The organism is Plantactinospora sp. B5E13 (assembly GCF_039871775.1).
In the GTDB taxonomy this organism is placed as follows: Bacteria; Actinomycetota; Actinomycetes; order Mycobacteriales; family Micromonosporaceae; genus Plantactinospora.
In genome coordinates this window covers 330,576-348,625 of sequence record NZ_JBDPLT010000001.1, presented here as the reverse complement: position 1 = coordinate 348,625, position 18,050 = coordinate 330,576, and the positions used below count along the sequence as shown (strand labels likewise).

Annotated in this window: 16 protein-coding genes and 4 pseudogenes; 9 read left to right on the top strand and 11 right to left on the bottom strand. The window is 72.3% G+C overall.

The window, feature by feature from the left end:
- Positions 1 to 106: 106 nt before the first annotated feature.
- Positions 107 to 898 (bottom strand): SGNH/GDSL hydrolase family protein, encoded by a 792-nt coding sequence (locus ABGB05_RS01485; RefSeq protein WP_347651347.1) that lies wholly within the window; start codon positions 896 to 898, stop codon positions 107 to 109.
- Positions 899 to 1,209: 311 nt separating this feature from the next.
- A pseudogene (locus tag ABGB05_RS01480) lies at positions 1,210 to 2,187 on the bottom strand (SGNH/GDSL hydrolase family protein); the annotation flags it as partial.
- 237 nt (positions 2,188 to 2,424) lie between these two features.
- Here ABGB05_RS01480 and ABGB05_RS01475 point away from each other — a divergent pair.
- Complete coding sequence (locus tag ABGB05_RS01475) at positions 2,425 to 2,781, top strand: YkvA family protein (protein WP_347651248.1); 357 nt, start codon at positions 2,425 to 2,427, stop codon at positions 2,779 to 2,781.
- A gap of 248 nt (positions 2,782 to 3,029) precedes the next feature.
- Complete coding sequence (locus ABGB05_RS01470) at positions 3,030 to 4,400, top strand: cystathionine beta-synthase (RefSeq protein ID WP_347651247.1); 1,371 nt, start codon at positions 3,030 to 3,032, stop codon at positions 4,398 to 4,400.
- Positions 4,401 to 4,459: 59 nt separating this feature from the next.
- On the opposite strand, the gene ABGB05_RS01465 is transcribed toward ABGB05_RS01470, so the two are convergent.
- From ABGB05_RS01465 to ABGB05_RS01435, 7 genes and pseudogenes are all read right to left on the bottom strand, one after another.
- Complete coding sequence (locus ABGB05_RS01465; RefSeq protein WP_347651246.1) at positions 4,460 to 5,284, bottom strand: trypsin-like peptidase domain-containing protein; 825 nt, start codon at positions 5,282 to 5,284, stop codon at positions 4,460 to 4,462.
- 115 nt (positions 5,285 to 5,399) lie between these two features.
- The gene (locus tag ABGB05_RS01460) at positions 5,400 to 5,924 is read right to left on the bottom strand and encodes a GNAT family N-acetyltransferase (RefSeq protein WP_347651245.1); all 525 of its coding nucleotides are present in this window, start codon (positions 5,922 to 5,924) and stop codon (positions 5,400 to 5,402) included.
- A gap of 107 nt (positions 5,925 to 6,031) precedes the next feature.
- Positions 6,032 to 6,976: pseudogene (locus ABGB05_RS01455) on the bottom strand (ribonuclease Z); the annotation flags it as partial.
- Positions 6,977 to 7,313: 337 nt separating this feature from the next.
- The gene (locus tag ABGB05_RS01450; RefSeq protein WP_347651244.1) at positions 7,314 to 7,601 is read right to left on the bottom strand and encodes a hypothetical protein; all 288 of its coding nucleotides are present in this window, start codon (positions 7,599 to 7,601) and stop codon (positions 7,314 to 7,316) included.
- Positions 7,602 to 7,771: 170 nt separating this feature from the next.
- The gene (locus ABGB05_RS01445; protein ID WP_347651243.1) at positions 7,772 to 10,495 is read right to left on the bottom strand and encodes an ADP-ribosyltransferase; all 2,724 of its coding nucleotides are present in this window, start codon (positions 10,493 to 10,495) and stop codon (positions 7,772 to 7,774) included.
- Positions 10,492 to 10,830: a type VII secretion target gene (locus tag ABGB05_RS01440; protein WP_347651242.1), complete on the bottom strand. Its 339-nt coding sequence runs from the start codon at positions 10,828 to 10,830 to the stop codon at positions 10,492 to 10,494. The genes ABGB05_RS01445 and ABGB05_RS01440 overlap by 4 nt, the downstream gene beginning before the upstream one ends.
- Before the next feature lie 2 nt (positions 10,831 to 10,832).
- Positions 10,833 to 11,234 (bottom strand): YbaB/EbfC family nucleoid-associated protein, encoded by a 402-nt coding sequence (locus tag ABGB05_RS01435; RefSeq protein ID WP_347651241.1) that lies wholly within the window; start codon positions 11,232 to 11,234, stop codon positions 10,833 to 10,835.
- Positions 11,235 to 11,496: 262 nt separating this feature from the next.
- Between ABGB05_RS01435 and ABGB05_RS01430 the strand changes: the two are divergent.
- From ABGB05_RS01430 to ABGB05_RS01420, 3 genes and pseudogenes are all read left to right on the top strand, one after another.
- Positions 11,497 to 11,586: pseudogene (locus ABGB05_RS01430) on the top strand (muconolactone delta-isomerase); the annotation flags it as partial.
- 76 nt (positions 11,587 to 11,662) lie between these two features.
- Positions 11,663 to 11,776, top strand: a pseudogene (locus ABGB05_RS01425) (muconolactone Delta-isomerase family protein); the annotation flags it as partial.
- A 176-nt stretch (positions 11,777 to 11,952) separates the two neighbouring features.
- Positions 11,953 to 12,414: an SRPBCC family protein gene (locus ABGB05_RS01420; protein WP_347651240.1), complete on the top strand. Its 462-nt coding sequence runs from the start codon at positions 11,953 to 11,955 to the stop codon at positions 12,412 to 12,414.
- A 156-nt stretch (positions 12,415 to 12,570) separates the two neighbouring features.
- Here ABGB05_RS01420 and msrA read toward each other — a convergent pair whose 3' ends face one another.
- Positions 12,571 to 13,230 carry a peptide-methionine (S)-S-oxide reductase MsrA gene (gene msrA / locus ABGB05_RS01415; RefSeq protein WP_347651239.1) on the bottom strand — a complete coding sequence of 220 codons (660 nt, stop codon included), beginning with the start codon at positions 13,228 to 13,230 and terminating at the stop codon, positions 12,571 to 12,573.
- Between the two features lie 188 nt (positions 13,231 to 13,418).
- Between msrA and ABGB05_RS01410 the strand changes: the two genes are divergently transcribed.
- The gene (locus ABGB05_RS01410) at positions 13,419 to 13,925 is read left to right on the top strand and encodes a hypothetical protein (RefSeq protein ID WP_347651238.1); all 507 of its coding nucleotides are present in this window, start codon (positions 13,419 to 13,421) and stop codon (positions 13,923 to 13,925) included.
- Between the two features lie 53 nt (positions 13,926 to 13,978).
- On the opposite strand, the gene ABGB05_RS01405 is transcribed toward ABGB05_RS01410, so the two are convergent.
- Positions 13,979 to 14,395 carry an HIT family protein gene (locus ABGB05_RS01405; RefSeq protein WP_347651237.1) on the bottom strand — a complete coding sequence of 139 codons (417 nt, stop codon included), beginning with the start codon at positions 14,393 to 14,395 and terminating at the stop codon, positions 13,979 to 13,981.
- A 23-nt stretch (positions 14,396 to 14,418) separates the two neighbouring features.
- Between ABGB05_RS01405 and ABGB05_RS01400 the strand changes: the two genes are divergently transcribed.
- The 3 genes from ABGB05_RS01400 to ABGB05_RS01390 all read left to right on the top strand — a co-directional run bounded on the left by ABGB05_RS01400 (position 14,419) and on the right by ABGB05_RS01390 (position 18,020).
- On the top strand, positions 14,419 to 15,561 hold the full coding sequence (locus tag ABGB05_RS01400; RefSeq protein WP_347651236.1) for a cystathionine gamma-synthase: 1,143 nt from the start codon (positions 14,419 to 14,421) through the stop codon (positions 15,559 to 15,561).
- A gap of 126 nt (positions 15,562 to 15,687) precedes the next feature.
- On the top strand, positions 15,688 to 17,088 hold the full coding sequence (locus ABGB05_RS01395; RefSeq protein WP_347651235.1) for an amidase family protein: 1,401 nt from the start codon (positions 15,688 to 15,690) through the stop codon (positions 17,086 to 17,088).
- 131 nt (positions 17,089 to 17,219) lie between these two features.
- Entirely contained in the window at positions 17,220 to 18,020 is an 801-nt protein-coding gene (locus ABGB05_RS01390; protein ID WP_347651346.1) for a DUF4328 domain-containing protein, read from the top strand.
- Positions 18,021 to 18,050 lie beyond the last annotated feature (30 nt).

Genomic DNA, 18,050 nt, shown 5'->3' with positions numbered 1-18,050 from the left:
ACCTCACCCGCCCCGTCGGTCGCCCTCGGGCGCGGTGAATCCCTGTACGACCGCATCGGCTCACCGACCGGCCGATGACCGGGAGATACCGGACGGCGTACGGGCGTTACCGCTGGCGGGTGCCGGCGGCCGCCCGGGCCACCGCCGGCAGCAGAGCATGCGCCCAGACGCGGTATCCGTCGGCCGACGGGTGGTAGCCGTCGTGGCACAGCGTGCCCGGATCGGCCCGGAACACCGCACCGGTCTCGGCGGCCAGGTCCACCACCGTGCCGCCGGCCTCGACGACCGCGACCGCCTGGGCCCGCGCGGTCCGCCGTCCGAACCAGCCGACGAGCTGACGCAACGGCGGTGCGATGGCCCGGACCGCGCCGAGGTCGGGACAGGTGCCGACGACCACCCGCACCCCGGCCGTACGCAGGCGGCGTACCGCCGCGCCGAGGTGGGCCGCCGCCTCGCCCGGACGGCGCAGTGAGGTCGCGTCGTTGGCGCCGACCAGGATCACCGCCACGTCCGGACGTTCGCCCAGCAACGCCCGGGCGACCTGGGTGGCCAGGTCGGTGGAGCGGGAGCCGGAGACACCGACGCTGGAGAGCCACACCTGCCGCTCCGGGCCACCGTTCGGCGCGGCGCCCTCGGAGACCAGCCGGGCGAGTTGACCGCCCACCGTGTCCTCGGCCCGTTCCACCCCGACCCCGAGCGCCGCCGAGTCGCCGAGCAGCACCAACCGCAGCGGCGGCGCCCCGGTACGACCGACCGTGGAGCGCAGGGCCAGGCCCAGTTCCGGCTGGGCGTACCGCCGGGTGCGGGCCAGGAAGGCCTCGCCGACCAGCAGCGCGAGCCCGCCGGCCGTACCGGCGATCAGCGTGGCGGCGGCACCGCGGACGAGCCGACCGGTCATCGTCGGTCCGGCCGGGGTCGGCCCGAACGCCTCCCGCCCCGTCATGCCAGTTCCTCTACTGTGGACGCCGCTGTGGCGTCCCGCGCGGTTGCTCCGTCCCGCGATGTCGTCCCGTTCACCGTTGCCGTCCCGTCCCGCAGCGGCGTACCGCCGGGCGCCGGTGTCGTCGCCGAATCCGCCGCCGTGCCCGGTACCGCCGTTTCCGTCGTCGTCTCCAGCGTCACGGTAGCCGCCGTCGGGTCCGGTGCCACTGATTCCGCCGCCGGACCGGCCGCCACGGCCGCGCCACGCGGATGCCCGAACCAGTGTCCCCGGCGACGCAGTTGCGCCCACCGTCCGCCGGGGCCGTGGTCACGACCACCGACCCGGACGCCACGTACCTCCGTGCCGGCGTGCCGGGCCGCCTCGTGGGCCGCCTTCGGAAGAGACCGTACGCCGTGATCGCCGACCTGCGCCGCCCGCCGCTCCGGCCCGACCCCGAGCGCCGCCAGTACGGTCGGCAGTATCGCCGCCGCGGCGATCGCGTAGCCCTCGGCCGACGGGTGGAAGTGGTCCCAGGCGAACATCCGGGTCGGCTCGGCGGCGAACCTGGGGCCGAGCAGGTCCCCGAGGGAGACCGTCCAGCCACCCGCCTCGACCACCGCGACGGTCTGCGCGGCGGCGAGCTGACGGCTCCACCGTCGGGCCAGCCAGCGCAGCGGCGGCTTGATCGGCTGGATCGCGCCGAGGTCGGGACAGGTGCCGACCACCACCTCCGCGCCGGCGGCGCGCAGCCGGTGGACCGCGTCGACGAGAAACCGGACCGCCACCGCGGGCGGCGTACGGTTCGTCACGTCGTTGCCACCGATCAGGATCACCGCCACGTCGGGGTTCCGTTCCAGCGCCGCGTCGACCTGCGGGCGCAACCCGGCGGAGAGGCAGCCGACCACGGCGTACCGGTGGAGCCGGACCGGCCGGCGCAGTCGGCGCGACGTGCCCGTGGCGAGCAGTGCCCCGGGCGTCTCCCGGGGACGGTGCACCCCGTAGCCGGCGGCCGACGAGTCACCCAGCACCACCATGGTGATCGGTTCGCCGGGGAACTTGGCGCCATAGATCCCGTCGCCACGTGGGGGCGGTGCCTCGGCCATCGGAATCACCCGGCGGGCCTGCCGGGCCTGGGCGACCAGCAGGCCGGTCGTCGCGGCGGTGCCCACCGCGGTCACCCCCACGCCGACGGCCGTGGCCGTGGCCACCTGCCGGGCGAGCTGCCACGGCGACCGTTTCGCCTGCACTGATCCTGCCGGACTCATCAAGGCCCCCCGCCTGTCGCGCCGTACCCCGCGACCTTCGAGACTATCTCGGTTACCTGCTCCGGCGCTGTCGGCGTTACGCCTCTCGCCGGGTAACCCGCGCTCCGTCGTGGTCAGCCCAGGTCATGCTGCCGCCGCGCCCGGCGACCTGCGGCCCGGGGGAGCGGGGACGGTCGCAACGAGCGACCTGTTGCGGACGGATGCATCATGAATCCAGGCGACGAGGAGGGCACCGACATGGCGAAGACACTCAGGCGCACCGCGGCCTTCAAGGCACTGTTCCACGCGCTGTCCGCCGGCTCCCGGGGCGGGCCGTCGCTGGGGCGCCGGCTCGGCGCCCTGCCCCGGATGGTCCGGGCCACCCTGCGCGGCGAGTACGACGGCGGCCTGCGGCTGGCGATGATGACCGCCGCCACCGCGTACGTGGTTTCGCCGATCGACGCCATGCCGGAACTGATGATGCTGCTCTTCGGCCTCGCCGACGACGCGCTGCTGGTGACCTGGCTCGCCGGGGCGGTGCTCGCCGAGACCGAGCGCTTCCTGGTCTGGGAGGCCCGGCGGGAGAGCGTGGTCCCCGGCCACGTGGTCGGCTGACGGCACGTAGGCTGGACCGCGGCGGTACGCGACCGGCAACCAGGCCGGCCGCGGCCGACGGTTCGCCGGGCCGACGGTTCGCCGGGCCGACGGTCACGCCGGCACCGTGGCCGACAGCCGGCCCGCCACACGAGCCACACCAGCCAGCCAACAGCCATAATCCGTCACCCGACCGCGCACGCCACCCGCACCGACCGTGCCCCGGCCTGTGCGGTCCGGCGGGCGAGCAGCGGGAAGGGCACGACGAGGTGCGCTACTACGACAACGTCATCGAGCTGATCGGCGACACACCCCTGATCCGGCTCCGCCGGGTGACCGAGGGGATCGCCGCCACCGTGCTCGCCAAGGTGGAGTACTTCAACCCGGGCGGTTCGGTGAAGGACCGGATCGCGCTGCGGATGGTCGAGGAGGCGGAGGCCGCCGGCCTGCTCCGGCCCGGCGGCACGATCGTCGAGCCGACCAGCGGGAACACCGGCGTCGGACTGGCCCTGGTGGCCCAGATGCGCGGTTACAAGTGCGTCTTCGTCTGCCCGGACAAGGTCAGCGAGGACAAGCAGAACGTGCTGCGGGCGTACGGCGCCGAGGTGGTCGTCTGCCCGACGGCGGTGGCCCCGGAGGACCCGCGCTCGTACTACAACGTCTCGGACCGGCTGACCCGGGAGATCCCCGGTGCCTGGAAGCCGAACCAGTACGCCAACCCGGCCAACCCGCGCTCGCACTACGAGACGACCGGCCCGGAGGTCTGGGACCAGACCGGCGGCAAGATCACGCACTTCGTTGCCGGGGTGGGCACCGGCGGGACCATCTCCGGCACCGGCCGCTACCTCAGGGAGGCGTCCGGCGGGGCGGTACGGATCATCGGCGCCGACCCGGAGGGCTCGGTCTACTCCGGCGGCACCGGTCGGCCGTACCTGGTCGAGGGGGTCGGTGAGGACTTCTGGCCGGAGACGTACGACCGGGAGATCTGCGACGAGATCATCAAGGTGTCGGACAAGGCGTCGTTCGATCTCACCCGACGTCTCGCCCGCGAGGAGGGGCTGCTGGTCGGCGGCTCCTGCGGGATGGCGGTGGCCGCCGCGCTGGAGGTGGCCCGCAGGGCCGGCCCGGAGGACGTGGTCGTGGTGCTGCTGCCGGACGGCGGCCGGGGCTACCTGTCAAAGATCTTCAACGACGGCTGGATGGCCCGGTACGGCTTCATGGCCACCAGCGACACCGAACCGACCGTGGCCGACGCGCTCGCGAACAAGCCGGGCGGCATCCCGGAGCTGATCCACGTCCACCCGACCGAGACGGTCCGGGACGCGATCGACTACATGCGGGAGTACGCCGTCTCCCAACTCCCGGTGCTCAAGGCCGAGCCGCCGGTGGTGACCGGCGAGGTGGCCGGTTCGATCGCCGAGCGGGATCTGCTCGACGCGCTCTTCACCGGGCAGGCGCACCTGCACGACACCATCGAGCGGCACATGGGGCCGCCGCTGCCGATGATCGGTGGCGGGCAGCCGGTCAGCGAGGCGGTCGGGCTGTTGGAGAAGACCGACGCCGCGCTGGTGCTGGTCGACGGCAAGCCGAAGGGCGTACTCACCCGGCAGGACCTGCTCGCCCACCTCGGCGCCCACTGAGCTGTCCGTGGTCGTCAGGAAGGGCCCTTCCCGCACAGGATGGGACAGGAGGGCCCTTCCTAACCACGATGCTCGGTCAACTCGGCCGGTACGGCGACCACGTCGACAAACGCGCCCCGGCGCAGTACGGTCACCGGCAGTCGACTGCCGATGGCCGGACCGAGCATGAGTTTCTGCAGGCTCTGGCCGTTCGGCAGCGGTACGGGCACCCCGGCGACGCCCAGCCAGGCCCGCCGGACCCGGCCACTGCTGACCAGTTCGCCGATGATCTGCCGGGTGGTCGAGTTGAGCGGCACCGCCAAACCGAGGCCGTATCCGGCGACGGCGGTGTTGATCCCGACCACCCGGCCGGCCGCGTCGGCGAGCGCACCACCGGAGTTGCCCGGGTTGAGCGCGGCGTCGGTCTGGATCACGTCCTCGATCAGCCGGACGACCCGGCCGTCCCGGGCCGGCAGTGACCGGCCCAGCCCGGAGACCACTCCGGCGGTGACCGAGCCGGCGAGCCCCATCGGGTTGCCGACCGCGACGACCAGTTGGCCGATCCGCAGCGGGTCGGCGTCGCCGAGTTCGACGGGCCGGGTGGTGGTGGCCCGGACCCGGAGTACGGCCAGGTCGGAGAGCGGGTCGGTGCCGACCACGTCGAACCGGGCCTCCGCGCCGTCGCCGAAGGTGGCGAATCCGCCGGTGCCGCCCTGGACCACGTGCGCGCTGGTGAGCAGGAAGCCGTCGTCGGTGAAGGTCACCGCCGAGCCGGCCCCGGCACCGCGCGGTGTCCGTACCGACAGGGCCGCGACGCTCGGCAGCACCCGGGCCGCGACGGTGGTGACCACCCGGGAGTACGCGTCGAGCGCGGCCGACTCCGGGTCGGGGTGTTCGGTGTTCATGTGCGGGCACAACACCCGGACGAGGGCCGTCGATGCCGCCCGCCGCTGCGCCGACAGCGAACAGCCGGCCGGTCTCCCCCGTCGTGGCGAAGCGCTACCGCCGCCCCGGCGGCCGTCAGGGCAGGTCGCGCGCGTACCGGAGCTGCGGGGTCTGCACCCCGCCGATGTCGCCGTCCCGTTCGGCGCCGTCGGGACGCCAGCCGCCCCGGAGATAGAACTCCCGGGCGTGCAGGTTGTCGGCGAGCACCCAGAGCACCGCCCGGGACCAGCCCCGGGCGTGGAGTTTCGCCAACGTGTCGACCATCAGGGTCCGGCCGATCCCGCGCCCCTGAACGGCCGGATCCAGGTGGATCGCGTAGAGCTCGCCGACGTCCGGACCGGCCGAGGCGGGTTCCTCCGGATCGTGCGGGCCGAGATAGGTGAAACCGACGAGCTGGCCGTCCTGCTCGGCCACCGTCAGCAGGTGGGTGTCCCGCTCGTACGCCCAGCGTTCCGACCAGTAGTGACCCATCATCTCGGCGGAGACCGAGGCGAGGGCGTCAGCCGGGATGATGTGCCGGTAGGCCGCTGCCCGGGAGGACTGGTGCAGGGCGCCGACGGTCGGCAGATCCGGGGCGGCCGCCGGACGGAGAGTGATCATCATCCGATCGTAGTGACGTGACGCCGCGATCACCCAGGCCGCTGCGGCGGGTCCGGGACCGGCGACGGCGGCTGGTCGGGCGCCGCCGACCGGGGCTCGGCGACGGTCCGTCGGGCGGGCACCGGCACCCGGACCAGGTCCTCCGCGATGACCAGGTCACCGTCGAACCGGGTACGCGCCTCGGCGGCGAACCGCTCGATCGCCGAGGGACGGTCGGGCGTACCCGGCCCCGGCGGGCCGTACCGCTGGGAGAAGTGGGTGAGGACGAGTCGACGTACGCCGGATTCGGCTGCCACCCGGGCGGCCTGGGCGGCGGTCAGGTGACCGACCTCGGCGGCGAGCGCAACGTCCTCCTCGAGGAACGTCGACTCGATCACCAGCAGGTCGGCCCGCTCGGCCAGCGCGAAGACCGAGTCGCAGAGCCCGGTGTCCATCACGAAGGCGAACCGCTGCCCCGGGCGCGGCGCGCTCACCTCGTCCAGCGTCACCCGGCGTCCGTCGAGGTCGAGGTGGCCGAGGCGGATCAGGTCGCCGACCGCCGGCCCCCGGATGCCGTACGCTGCCAGCCGCTCCGGCAGCATCCGGCGCTCGTCCGGCTCGACCAGCCGATAGCCGTACGTCTCGACCGGATGTCTCAGTCGGCGGGCCTCCAGCCTGCCGGCGGAGGTCCCGACACTCCAGCCGTCCCGGTCCACCGGGAGTTCCCGCAGTTCGGCGGTCTCGTAGAAGGAGCTGGCCTGGCGGAGTCGGCCGAAGTAGTGGCCGTCGCCGGCCGGATAGTGCGCCTCGACCGGGTGCGGTACGCGGTCGAGCGAGAGCCGCTGGATCACGCCGGGTAGCCCGAGGCAGTGGTCACCGTGGAAGTGGGTGACACAGATCCGGGTCAGGTCGCTGGCGGCGACGCCGGCGAACATCATCTGACGCTGGGTGCCCTCGCCCGGGTCGAAGAGGATCACCTCGCGGTCCCAGCGCAGCAGGTAGCCGTTGTGGTTGCGGTGCCGGGTCGGCACCTGACTGGCCGTGCCCAGCACCGTCAGCTCGCGTACGGTCACGCCGGACTCCTGGGGAAATGGTCGACCCCCGGGGTTCCCGCGTGACGTGGGTCACGCGGGCGCCGACTGGACTAGGCCGGCGCCCCGGGGGTCGGGTGGCTGTCGTGGATTCGCCGCACCGCTGCCACACGGTCTCGACGACTTCTGAAGCTGCCCACCTCACGGCGGACACCGAAACTGTCAAGGACAGCGGCTAGCGGACAGCCACCTCACGAGTCCCATTGCTATACAAAGCTCGGACCACCTCCCTTCCCGTGTACCGCCACGCTATCCACCCTCGGGCGGCGGCGGCAACGGTTTTTGACCACACCGCCGGGCGGTGGCCCGTACGCCCTGGTCAGGGCTGGTTGGGTGGGGTCGCCCGGCCGATGGCCCGGGGTGCCCCGCCCTCGGGGTGCTCGGCCTCGGGCGGTGGGGTCGCTCGGCCGACGGCCCGGGGCATTACGCCCTCGGGACGCTCGGCCTCGGCCTGCTCCTGACCCTGGCGGGCCTCTTCCTGGCGCTGGCGGGCCTCTTCCTGGCGTCGGATCGTCTCGGCGCGGTGTGCGAGATCCCTGTCGCGTTTCTCGACGGCCCGGCGACGCAACTCCGCGAGGCGGGCCTGCTCCTCCGGAGACACCGTCAAGAAGCGCTTGCCGTCGCCGCTGACGCCGACCGGTCCGCTGAACCTGTGGCCCGGCCGCGGGTGTACCCAGGGTTTGCCCTGCTGCGGGGCTCCGACAGTGTCCGGACGGGGCTCCGCTTCGGTCTCACCCTGAGGAGGAACACTGCTCTCTTCTTCGCGCACGTCGCTGCCTACCTCACCGGTGCCGGGATCTCTGTAAGGAAGATCCGGTATTTCGTCTTGGCGTACTCTTCGTACTCTTCGATGGCGTCGACTCGGAAGCTCGTGCCGCGATCGTAGAGGACCTCCAACTCGCCCTCGTGGCCGCTGTAGAGGTCGACATCCTTTCCGCCGCCGGCACCGGTTATGTGCATCATCACGTCGCCACTGAAGTGTTCTGCGATCGCTTTGTTCTGGCTGGTGCTGACGAAGCTGGGTTCCGTGACGACGGCGCCCTCCGCTCTGTGTGACAGGGCGTCCTGGTATCTGTTGAGGAAATCCTGCAACTCTGCTTCCGTCGTGAAGCCGAGTCCACGATACGTCTCACCATGATGGCCTGGCAGCTTCGCAAGTCCTTCGGAAATCCCGTTGGCTATGTCTGGGATCTCCTCCGGGTTGAGGAACGGTCGGTCGCCCAGGGATTCTCCGCGTAGGAACGTGTTTATCTCGTTGTACTGGTATCCGCTGTATGCGCGGATCGAGTCAACATCTCTCTGGGTCAGGCCGTTGTGGTCGACCGACTCTGGGACATCGGCGGAGTCGTCGCCGTCAGCGTCGGCCGGTTCGTCCCCGTCCCCGTCGCCGCCGTCATGGTCAGGCGAATCGTTGTCGGTCTCGGGCGGGTTGTCGGGGCCGTCCGGGTGGGTGGGACCGTCACCTGGCCCGTCGGGGTGTGCGAGAGCGTGGCCCGGCCCGTCCGACGGACCGCCAGGATCAAGCCCCTTGAGCTTGTCGAGGTCGTTCAGCATCGGCGCACCGGGTGACGTACCAGGGGTGCTTCCCGGGCTGCCGGTGGTCGGGCCTCCAGCGGTCGGGCCGCCCGGTGAGGAGGGGGACGTGCCGCCCGTACCCGGTCCGGTTCCGGGGTCCGGAGCGCCCGGCCCGGTTGCCGGGGCGGGCGACGCAGCGCTCGGCGTGTGGGCCAGGTCCGGTGTGGGTGTAGGCGCGCCGGGGAGAGTGCCGGTCGGTGCCCCGGGAGCGCCGGCCGTCGGCGGCGACCCGGGCGTTGTGCTGTGTGGGGCACCGGGCGGCGTGCCCTGCGGTGCGGCAGGGACGTCCGGTGCGCTGGGCATGCCTGGCGTGCTGGCCGGCGTACCACCGGGTGTGCCGGTGGCCGGCGGCTGGTGTGGGGAGCCGGCCAGGTCACCGACGGGAGGTTGCTGCGGGGTGCCGTACACCGTTCCCGGTGGTGTGCTGCCGGGTATGCCAGCGCTGGGCGGGCTGCCGGGAACCGCTCCGGGAGCCGGGCCGGGCTGACCACCCGGTGTCGTACCCGGCTGTGGCGCCCCGGAGAGACCGTCCGGCGACACCGACGGCGGTGGCCCGTGGACCGCCCACGGCGGAGCACTGCCGGGTGGACCCTGCGGTGTGCCGTACAGCCCGCCGGGTGGAGGGCTGCCGGGGGTCGACTGCGGGCTGCCGTACACCGTGCCCGGTGGAGGACCGCCGGGATTCTGCGGCGTTCCGTAGAGCCCACCGGGGGGAGGGTTCTGTGGCGAACCGTAGACCGCGCCGGGCGGTGGGCTCACCCCGGCGAGCTGTGGGTTGTTGGCCGAGGAGTAGACCGTTCCCGGCGGCGTGGTTGTCGGCGCCGGCGTGCCGGCCGGGTCGCCGACCCCGGCGAGGGACGGCTCCGGGACGGGCATCGGTGCCGGGGCGGGAGCCGGTATCGGCGCGGGTGCCGGAGCGGGCATGGGCGGTGGACTCGGCGGGGCGGGCGCTCCACCGCCGCCGTAACCGCCTCCGCCACCCCCGCCGTAGCCACCGCCTCCGCCACCACCGGCGGGGGGCGGGGGCGGTACCGCCGGGCCGGGTGGCACCGCCGGGCCGGCCGGCGTGGCAGGCATGTGTGGAATCTGGGGAGTCTGTGGCATCTGCGGCCGGATGTCGGGAGCCCCACCGCCACCACCGAAGCCGGTACCCGAGGCGGCGCGCCGGAAGGCGCTCCAGAGCTGGGCGAAGATGTCGTCGAGCTGACGCAGCATCGGCATCAGCTTGCTGATGCTCCGGACCAGGCCGAGCAGCAGGTCGGAGATCTTGGCGACCCACTTCGCGATCAGGGAACTCGCCTGCGCGACCACCCACGGGCTGGCGATGCCGAGGGTCAGGCCGGCCTCCGCCGCCCAGAGCGGGATCCGGGCGACCAGGACCGACACGAGATCGGCGATCAGATCCCGGACCAGTTCACGGACCAGCGCGACGAGCAGGCCCGCGCCCTCCACCGCCGACCCGATCCCGTTGGCCGACTGCGCCGCCGAACCGAGCGCGTCGATCTGGATCCCGATGTTCGTCCGGTACGCCGTCGCGGCCGGCCCGGCCCACTCGGCCAGCTCACCCGCGACGGCGGTACGCAGGTCGGCCGCGGCCTTCGCGGCATGCTCGGCGACGTTGCGCCAGGTCTGTGCGTTGGCGGCAATCTGGTCCGGGTCGCCGGCCAGCCAGTCCAACGCGTCGGAGACCGGCTTCACGTGCTCCATCAGCCACGACACGCCGTAACTGACCAGCGAGCCGATCGGGTCCAGGACGAGGCCCAGCGCCTCCATCGAGGTGGCCAGACCGCCGATCGTCGTGTCCACCCAGCTGCCGGACTCGATGCCGTTCACCAGGTCGGCGATGCCCTCGCCGATGCCGAGGCCGGTGTACCACTCGGTGCTGTCGACGCGGGCCGCGACCAGCGGATTGGCCGGCGCGGTCACAGCGGCAGGTCACGCTTCGGTGCGATCGACATGCTCCGGCTGGCGCTGGCGCTGGCCCGGTCGGTCGACTCGGCGCTCGTGGCGGCGGTGCGGAGGGCGTCGGCGGTGTCCCGCAGCGTCGTGACGGACGCGTCCAGTGCCTTGACCCCGGACGCGGAGATCATGTTGAGCAGCATCGGCAGGATGCCGGCGAGGAGTTTGCCGTACGACTCCTGGTCGCTGTGCACCTGTGCGGCCGCGGCATGGGCGGTCGTCATCGCGTCGGCGGCGGCGTCGACCGAGGTGGCGTGCCGGGTGACCGAGTCGACCGGCATCCGGATGTCCTGACCGGACACGGCTACCTCCGATCCGTACGGTCGTCGTCGGGATCGTCGGCGGGGAACCGGCTCCGGAAGCTGGCGATCACCGCCTGCCCCGACTCGGTGTCGGTGCCGACCGTCTCCTTGACCACGGTCGCGACCGACTCGGTCAGCTTGGCCTGGGCCCGGCGCATCGTACGCATGATCTCGTCGGCGAGGTCGCGGCCGGGCAGTGCCCGGGTCCGGTCGTCCAGTTCGAGTCCTTCGAGGGCACCGGAGGAGGAGACCCGTACCCGGATCGAGCCGTCGAAGTTGGCGGCGGTCGCCGAGATGGTGGCGACCCGGTCGGCCAGTTGGGTGGCCGCCTCAGCCCGGGCCGACGCCTGGGCGGACCACGACCGGATCCACTCCTCGGCCTCGGCCGGATCCCTGCCCAGCACGATGCACACCCCCCATGAAAATCGTTCGCGCGTGCGAGTGTGATTGAACCAGGCAGCCGCCACCCCGTGTGTACCGCCGTAGCCCCGGTCGTCTCCGACGTCCACTGTCCGGCACCCGCCGGCCAGGGGCCAGACCTGCGGAGACGACCCTGGGTGCGGGCATTCCCGCAAGCACCGGGCGTGGTTGCTGGCAATACGCTTAGCATTGCCCTGAGCGGAAGGCGGAGGGGGACAGGGGACGATCGTGGAGTTCTTCGTCGAGATGGTGACCACCGTGCCGGAGGGAACCAGCGAGGCGGAGGTCGACGACATCCGCGCTCGGGAGGCGGCCAACTCCGCGAGGCTTGCCGACCAGGGCCACCTGATCCGGCTGTGGCGTCCACCCCTGGCGCCCGGCGAGTGGCGGAGCTGGCCTCTTCCAGGCCGCCGACGCCGATCAGTTGGAACAGGTTCTCGCGACGATGCCGCTGCGGGTCTGGCGCCACGACACGGTCACGCCGCTGTCGCCGCACCCGAACGACCCGGGACCACGGAACTCGTAGCCGGTCGCCGGACGGTTCTGTCCGGCCGTTTCGTCAGCGCCGGGATGACGGAGGCCGCCATGACTATTCGTACGCCCGACGAGCAGGCGGCGCTGCACGCCGTTCTCGACCGGTGGAAGGCCGCCGTTGACGCATCGGGTGACGCCGAAGCGCGGCGGCGGCAGTAAAGTGCGGCAATGTCACGGACAGACACCGCAACCCGAGTGATCGCCGCTCCGCCTGATTGTGTCTACCATGCCCTTGTCGATCCAGACGCGCTTGCCGTCTGGCTGCCGCCGGACGGAATGAGCGGCAGGTTCGAGCGATTCGAGTCTCGAGCCGGCGGGTCCTATCGCATGGTTCTGACCTACGCGGACGCCTCGGCGGCGCCGGGCAAGGCGACGGCGGACTCCGACATTGTCGAAGCACAGTTCGTCGAACTCGTGCCCGGTGTGCGGGTCGTGCAGGCGGTGGACTTCGTCTCCGACGATCCGTCGTACGCCGGCACCATGACGATGACGTGGGAGGTCGGCGCAGCCGGCCGCGGAGCGGAGGTCACGTTCCGAGCCGAGAACGTCCCCGCCGGCATCTCCGCCGAGGACCACGCTGCCGGCCTCGCCTCCTCGCTGGCCAATCTTGCCGCTTACCTGGAGTCGTAGCCCTGGCGGCCCGAAGAGGGTCGGGATGCCCCGTGGCGAGGACCCAGGTACGGTCCAGCGCGGTTCCTGAGGGTGGGGACAGCGAGCCTCGGGAACCCCGCTGATCGCGTCAGCGCGGGCGCGGGTCCGTGGACGCGCGCCCGCGCCATGCCGGGGTCAGGCTGTCTTGGCCACGCCGACCGGGCAGGTCATCCCGTTCGGGCCGTGGTTGCAGTAGCCGTTCGGGTTCTTGGTCGGGGCCAGGTACTGCTGGTGGTAGTCCTCGGCGTAGTAGTAGTCGCCGAGCTTGCCGATCTCGGTGGTGATCTCACCGTGGCCAGCCGCCGCGACGATCGGCGCGAACGCGTCCCGGGACGCGATCGCGGTCGCCGTCTGCTCGTCCGTCGTCGTGTAGATCGCCGACCGGTACTGCGTACCGACGTCGTTGCCCTGCCGCATGCCCTGGGTCGGGTCGTGGTTCTCCCAGAACACCTTCAGCAGGTCCTCGTAGCTGATCGTCGAGGGGTCGTACACCACCTGGACCACCTCGGCGTGCGCGGTTCCGCCGGAGCAGACCTCCTCGTACGTCGGGTTCCGGGTGTAGCCGCCCGCGTAACCCGCGGAGGTGGAGATCACTCCGGGCAGGGTCCAGAACAGCCGCTCGGCGCCCCAGAAACAGCCCATGCCGAACACGGCGACCTGCGCACCCTCGGGCCACGGACCCTTCAGCGAGGTGCCGAGCACCTCGTGGCGGTCGGAGATCGGCATCGCGATCAGCCGGCCGGGCAGGGCCTGGTCGGGGGTGGGCAGTTCGGCCTTCATCCGCCGTAGGAACACGGTTCGAACTCCTCTCGTACCTCTGCCCGGTGTAACGCGGCACGGACAGGATTCCTTACCCGCCACGGCGTGGCTCAGGCCACCCGACCGAGCGAGCCGGACAGGGGGTACGAGGTAGTCGATACCCGACATCCGACCCGCGTCGCGGGTGCCGCGCCCGGACCGGCCCCGCCTAGAATCCCGGTGTCGTGGCCAACACGTTCTTCGCCGAGGGGTCGACCGGACCCGAGCGACTCACCCTCTCCAACGGCGGGACGGACGTCTTCTACGACGTCCTCACCCTGGCCGGCTGTGCGGTCGCCGACACCTCGTGGCAACAGCATCTCGCACTGCACTTCGCGGACGGGCACCGGCTCGGTCGGGGATGTGACGGGTTCGACCTCGGCGAACTGCCCTGGACCCCGGACTGGCCCGACGAGAAGCTGTTCTTCCTGCGCGTCGTCGACCTGGCCGCGACCCGGCACGGCTGGGACCGGCTCCGCTACGAACCGCCGTACGCGCTCGGCTGTCTGGCGACGTACCGGGAGATGCTGGCCGGCTACCGGCCGGTGCCGGTCGACTCGCCGGCGTGGGGTGACTGGCGCGAGCCGCCGGCACCGGAACTGCTGGCCCGCTGCGGTACGCACGACATCTACCAGGGGCGGTTGGGCTGCCGCCTCTGCGATCCCGAACTCCAGCCGTTGCCCGCGCCCTGAGGCGTGGGCGGACAACGGGAGACAGCCGCGGACAGCCGGCGGGGCGGCCGAGGCTACCCGCCGAGCGCGGCGGCGATCCGGTCGGCGTACGACCGGGCCTCGTCGTCCGAGGCGTACTTCGTCCGGGGCCAGAAGAAGCCGCGCAGGCCGTCCCCCTTCGTCCGGGGTACCACGTGGGTGTGCAGGTGTGGCACCGACTGGGACACCCGGTTGTTGATCGCCACGAAGGTGCCACCGGCGCCCAGACCGGCCTCGACGGCCAGGGCGAGCCGCCGGACCAGCGCGAAGTAGGCCGGCACCTCGGCCGGTGGCAGGTCACCGAGGGTCTCGTGATGATCCCGGGGCACCACCAGCAGATGTCCCCGGAACACCGGTCGGGTGTCGAGGAAGGCCACCCCCTCCGGGGAGTCGAGCACCCGGAACGCCGGCACCGAACCCGCCACGACGCCACAGAACACGCAGCCTGCCACCAGGGCAGACTAGCCTCACTGGAATGAGTCACGGCTTCGAGACACTTGCCATCCACGCCGGCCAGGAGCCGGAGCCCCGTACCGGCGCGGTGGTGCCACCGATCTACCAGACCAGCACGTACGCCCAGGACGCCGTCGGTGATCCCCGGCTCGGCTACGAGTACAGCCGCTCCGGCAACCCGACCCGGGACGCCCTGCAGGAGTGCCTCGCCGCACTGGAGGGCGGCCCGGTCGGGCTGACCTTCGCCAGCGGGCTGGCCGCCGAGGACGCGGTGCTGCGTACCGTCTGCCGGCCGGGCGACCACGTGGTGATCCCGGACGACGCGTACGGCGGCACGTTCCGGCTCTTCGCCCGGGTCGCCGAGCGCTGGGGGCTGGGCTGGACGGCGGCCAAAATCTCTGACCTGGACGCCGTCCGGGCCGCGGTCCGCCCCGGCCAGACGAAGATCATCTGGGTGGAGACCCCGACCAACCCGCTGCTCGGCATCGCCGACATCGCCGGGCTCGCCTCGCTCGCCAAGGACGTCGGTGCGCTGCTCGTGGTCGACAACACCTTCGCCTCGCCGTACCTGCAGCAGCCGATCGCGCACGGCGCGGACATCGTCGTGCACTCCACCACCAAGTACGTCGGCGGCCACTCCGACGTGGTCGGCGGCGCCCTGGTCGCGGCGAGCGCCGCGCTCGGCGAGGAACTGCGCTACCACCAGAACGCGATGGGCGGGGTCAACGGCCCGTTCGACGCCTGGCTCACCCTGCGCGGGGTGAAAACCCTCGCGGTACGGATGGACCGGCACTGCGACAACGCCGAGCGGATCGCCGAGTACCTCAGTGGACACCCGGCGGTCGCCCAGGTCCTCTACCCCGGCCTGCCCGAACACCCGGGGCACGAGGTCGCCGCCAAGCAGATGCGCCGGTTCGGCGGAATGATCTCCTTCCGTGCCGCCGGTGGCGAGGAGCAGGCGGTACAGATCTGCAACCGGGCGAAACTCTTTGTCCTCGCCGAGTCGTTGGGCGGCGTCGAGTCGCTGATCGAGCACCCGGGCCGGATGACGCACGCAAGTGCCGCCGGCTCGCCGCTTGAAGTTCCCGCCGATCTCGTGCGACTGTCTGTCGGCATCGAGACCGCCGACGACCTACTCGCGGACCTGGAGCAGGCGCTCGGCTGACCGCCGTCGGAGACGTACGTGACCGGGGCGTGCCGCGTGGGATGGCGCGGCCCGCGCCGGTCGTACGGCAGGGTGGGAGCTGACCCCGCCCGCTCCGGGCGGTACTGCGGACGAGCCGATGGGGAGGTGGCCGTGCAGGACATGATGCCGACCTGGGTCGGCGCGACCGCGAAGCAGATCGCTCGCGCGGTCCGACGTGGTGACACCTCCGCCACCCAGGTGGTGGCGGATCACCTTGAGCACATCGCCCGGGCGGACCGGGAACTCTGCGCGTTCCGGGCGGTACGCGGCGGCGAGGCGATCGTCGAGGCGGAGAAGGTCGACGAGCAGGACGACCTGGCCAACCTGCCGCTGGCCGGGGTGCCGGTGGCGATCAAGGAGAACACCCCGGTCGCCGGGCTGCCGACCTGGAACGGGTCGGCCGCGGTCCGTACCCCGATCGCCGAGACCGACCACGAGGTGGTCCGGCGGTTGCGTGGTGCCGGCGCGATCATCGTCGGGGCGACCCGGATGCCGGAACTCGGACTCTTCGCGACGACCGACGACGACACCGCGGTGACCCGCAACCCGTGGCAGCCCGGCCGTACCCCGGGTGGCTCGTCGGGTGGAGCCGCGGCCGCGGTCGCCGCCGGCCTGGTGCCGATCGCCCAGGCCAACGACGGCCTCGGCTCGATCCGGATCCCGGCTGCCTGCTGTGGCCTGGTCGGGCTCAAGCCGGGTCGGGGCGTGGTGCCGTGCCAGATGCCCGCCGACGACTGGTTCGGCCTGACCGAGCACGGAATCCTGGCCACCACCGTGGCCGACGCCGCAGTCGGCTTCGCCGTCCTCGCCGGACGCCGACCGGACAAGTTGGTCCCGCCGGAGCGGCTGCGGGTCGCCGTCTCGCTCCGCTCGCCGGTCGTCGGGGTACGCCCCGACGCCCCGAACCGGGACGCGGTCACCACCGCCGCCCGGCTGCTGACCACGGCCGGCCACGAGACGGCCAGCCTGGACCCGGTCTATCCGACCTCGCTCGGTCTGCGGGGGGTCGCGACCTGGCTCGCCTCGGCCAGCCGGATCATCGACGAGTTCAAGCTGGACCCCGGCACCCTGCAGCGGCGCAGCCGCCGGCACGCGGCGCTCGGCGCCTGGGCGGACCGACGCGGCCTGGTCCAGGAGAAGGACCGGACGGCCTGGCGGGAGCGGTCGATCGCCTGGTTCCAGGACAACTCGGTGGACCTGCTGCTCACCCCGGCCCTGGCCAGCGCCCCGCTGCCGGCGGTCAACTGGGCCGGTCGCTCCTGGCGGGCGAACCTGCTGGCCTGCATCCGGTACGCCCCGTACGCCGCGCCGTGGAACATCGCCGGCCTGCCGTCGCTGGTCGTACCGGTCGGAATCCGTCCGGACGGGCTGCCGGTCGGGGTGCAGCTCGTCGGCCCGCCCGGCTCGGAACTCCTGCTGCTCGGGGTCGCCGGGCAGTTCGAGCTGACCGCGCCCTGGCAGCGGCACGCACCCGGCTTCCCGAGGGTGCCGACTCCGGCCGGTTGACCGTGACCCTGGTGCGCCCGGCGACCGCCCCTGCCGCCGCGTACCGGTCCGGCACGAAAAATCGATCTTCTTCCGTCGTCCGTTCCACTACCGTGGGCGCGTTTTGGTCAACGGAACGAGGACGGGTGCCCATGGGCTGCGAGACCTGCGCCACCGATATTCCGGCCGGTAGGTCGGACTGCCCCACCTGTTACACCCCGGTCGGCGCGCCGGCCGTGCTGCCGGGCGTCAAGATCCATTCGGTGTGGACGTTCGGCCTGGCCGCGACCGCCGCCGTCGCACTGGCGATGCTGGCCGACGCGGCGGTGCTGCTGTCGCCGGTGATCGGTCTGCAGCTGGCCCGCCGGGCGGAGCGGGACCTCGATCCGGCCGCCCTCGACCAGGCCGCGGTCCTCGAGGCCGTGCTGGCGTTCGGCCAGACGGCGATCGTGCTGGTGGCGGCGGTACTGGTGATCATCTGGTGCTACCGGGTCCGGGACAACCTAGACGCCTTCGCCGGTTCGGCACCCGAGCTGCGTACCGGGTGGGCGATCGGCGGCTGGTTCGTGCCCTTCGCCAACCTGGTGATCCCGTTCCGGGTGATGGCCGACGTCGCCCGGGTCAGCCTGTTCCGGGCCGGCACCCCCGGTCTGGTCTGGGGTTGGTGGCTGTCGTTCGTGGTCTACGTCTGGGGCGGCCAGGCGGTCTCCCGGTACGACCTGGGGCAGTTCACCGAGCTGCCGTTGCCGATCGATCCGGCGGACTTCGCCGCCCACGTCGACTACTACCAGCAGGCGCTGTTCCGCAACTCGGTGGTGTTGGTCGCCGGTGTGCTGGCCGCGGTGACGTTCGGGCTGCTCGCGGTGCGGGTGTCCCGGGCGCAGGAGGCCCGGATCGCCCGCGGCGCGCCGCGCGGACCTGTGATGCCCGGCATGGCGGTGCCGGCGCCTTAGTCATTCCGGCCACCGTGATGCGACGATCTG

Coding starts and splice junctions, on each gene's coding strand:
- ABGB05_RS01485 (WP_347651347.1), bottom strand. CDS start 898: ATGACCGGTCGGCTCGTCCGCGGTGCCGCCGCCACGCTGATCGCCGGT.
- ABGB05_RS01475 (WP_347651248.1), top strand. CDS start 2,425: ATGGCGAAGACACTCAGGCGCACCGCGGCCTTCAAGGCACTGTTCCAC.
- ABGB05_RS01465 (WP_347651246.1), bottom strand. CDS start 5,284: ATGAACACCGAACACCCCGACCCGGAGTCGGCCGCGCTCGACGCGTAC.
- ABGB05_RS01460 (WP_347651245.1), bottom strand. CDS start 5,924: ATGATCACTCTCCGTCCGGCGGCCGCCCCGGATCTGCCGACCGTCGGC.
- ABGB05_RS01420 (WP_347651240.1), top strand. CDS start 11,953: ATGTCACGGACAGACACCGCAACCCGAGTGATCGCCGCTCCGCCTGAT.
- ABGB05_RS01400 (WP_347651236.1), top strand. CDS start 14,419: ATGAGTCACGGCTTCGAGACACTTGCCATCCACGCCGGCCAGGAGCCG.
- ABGB05_RS01390 (WP_347651346.1), top strand. CDS start 17,220: ATGGGCTGCGAGACCTGCGCCACCGATATTCCGGCCGGTAGGTCGGAC.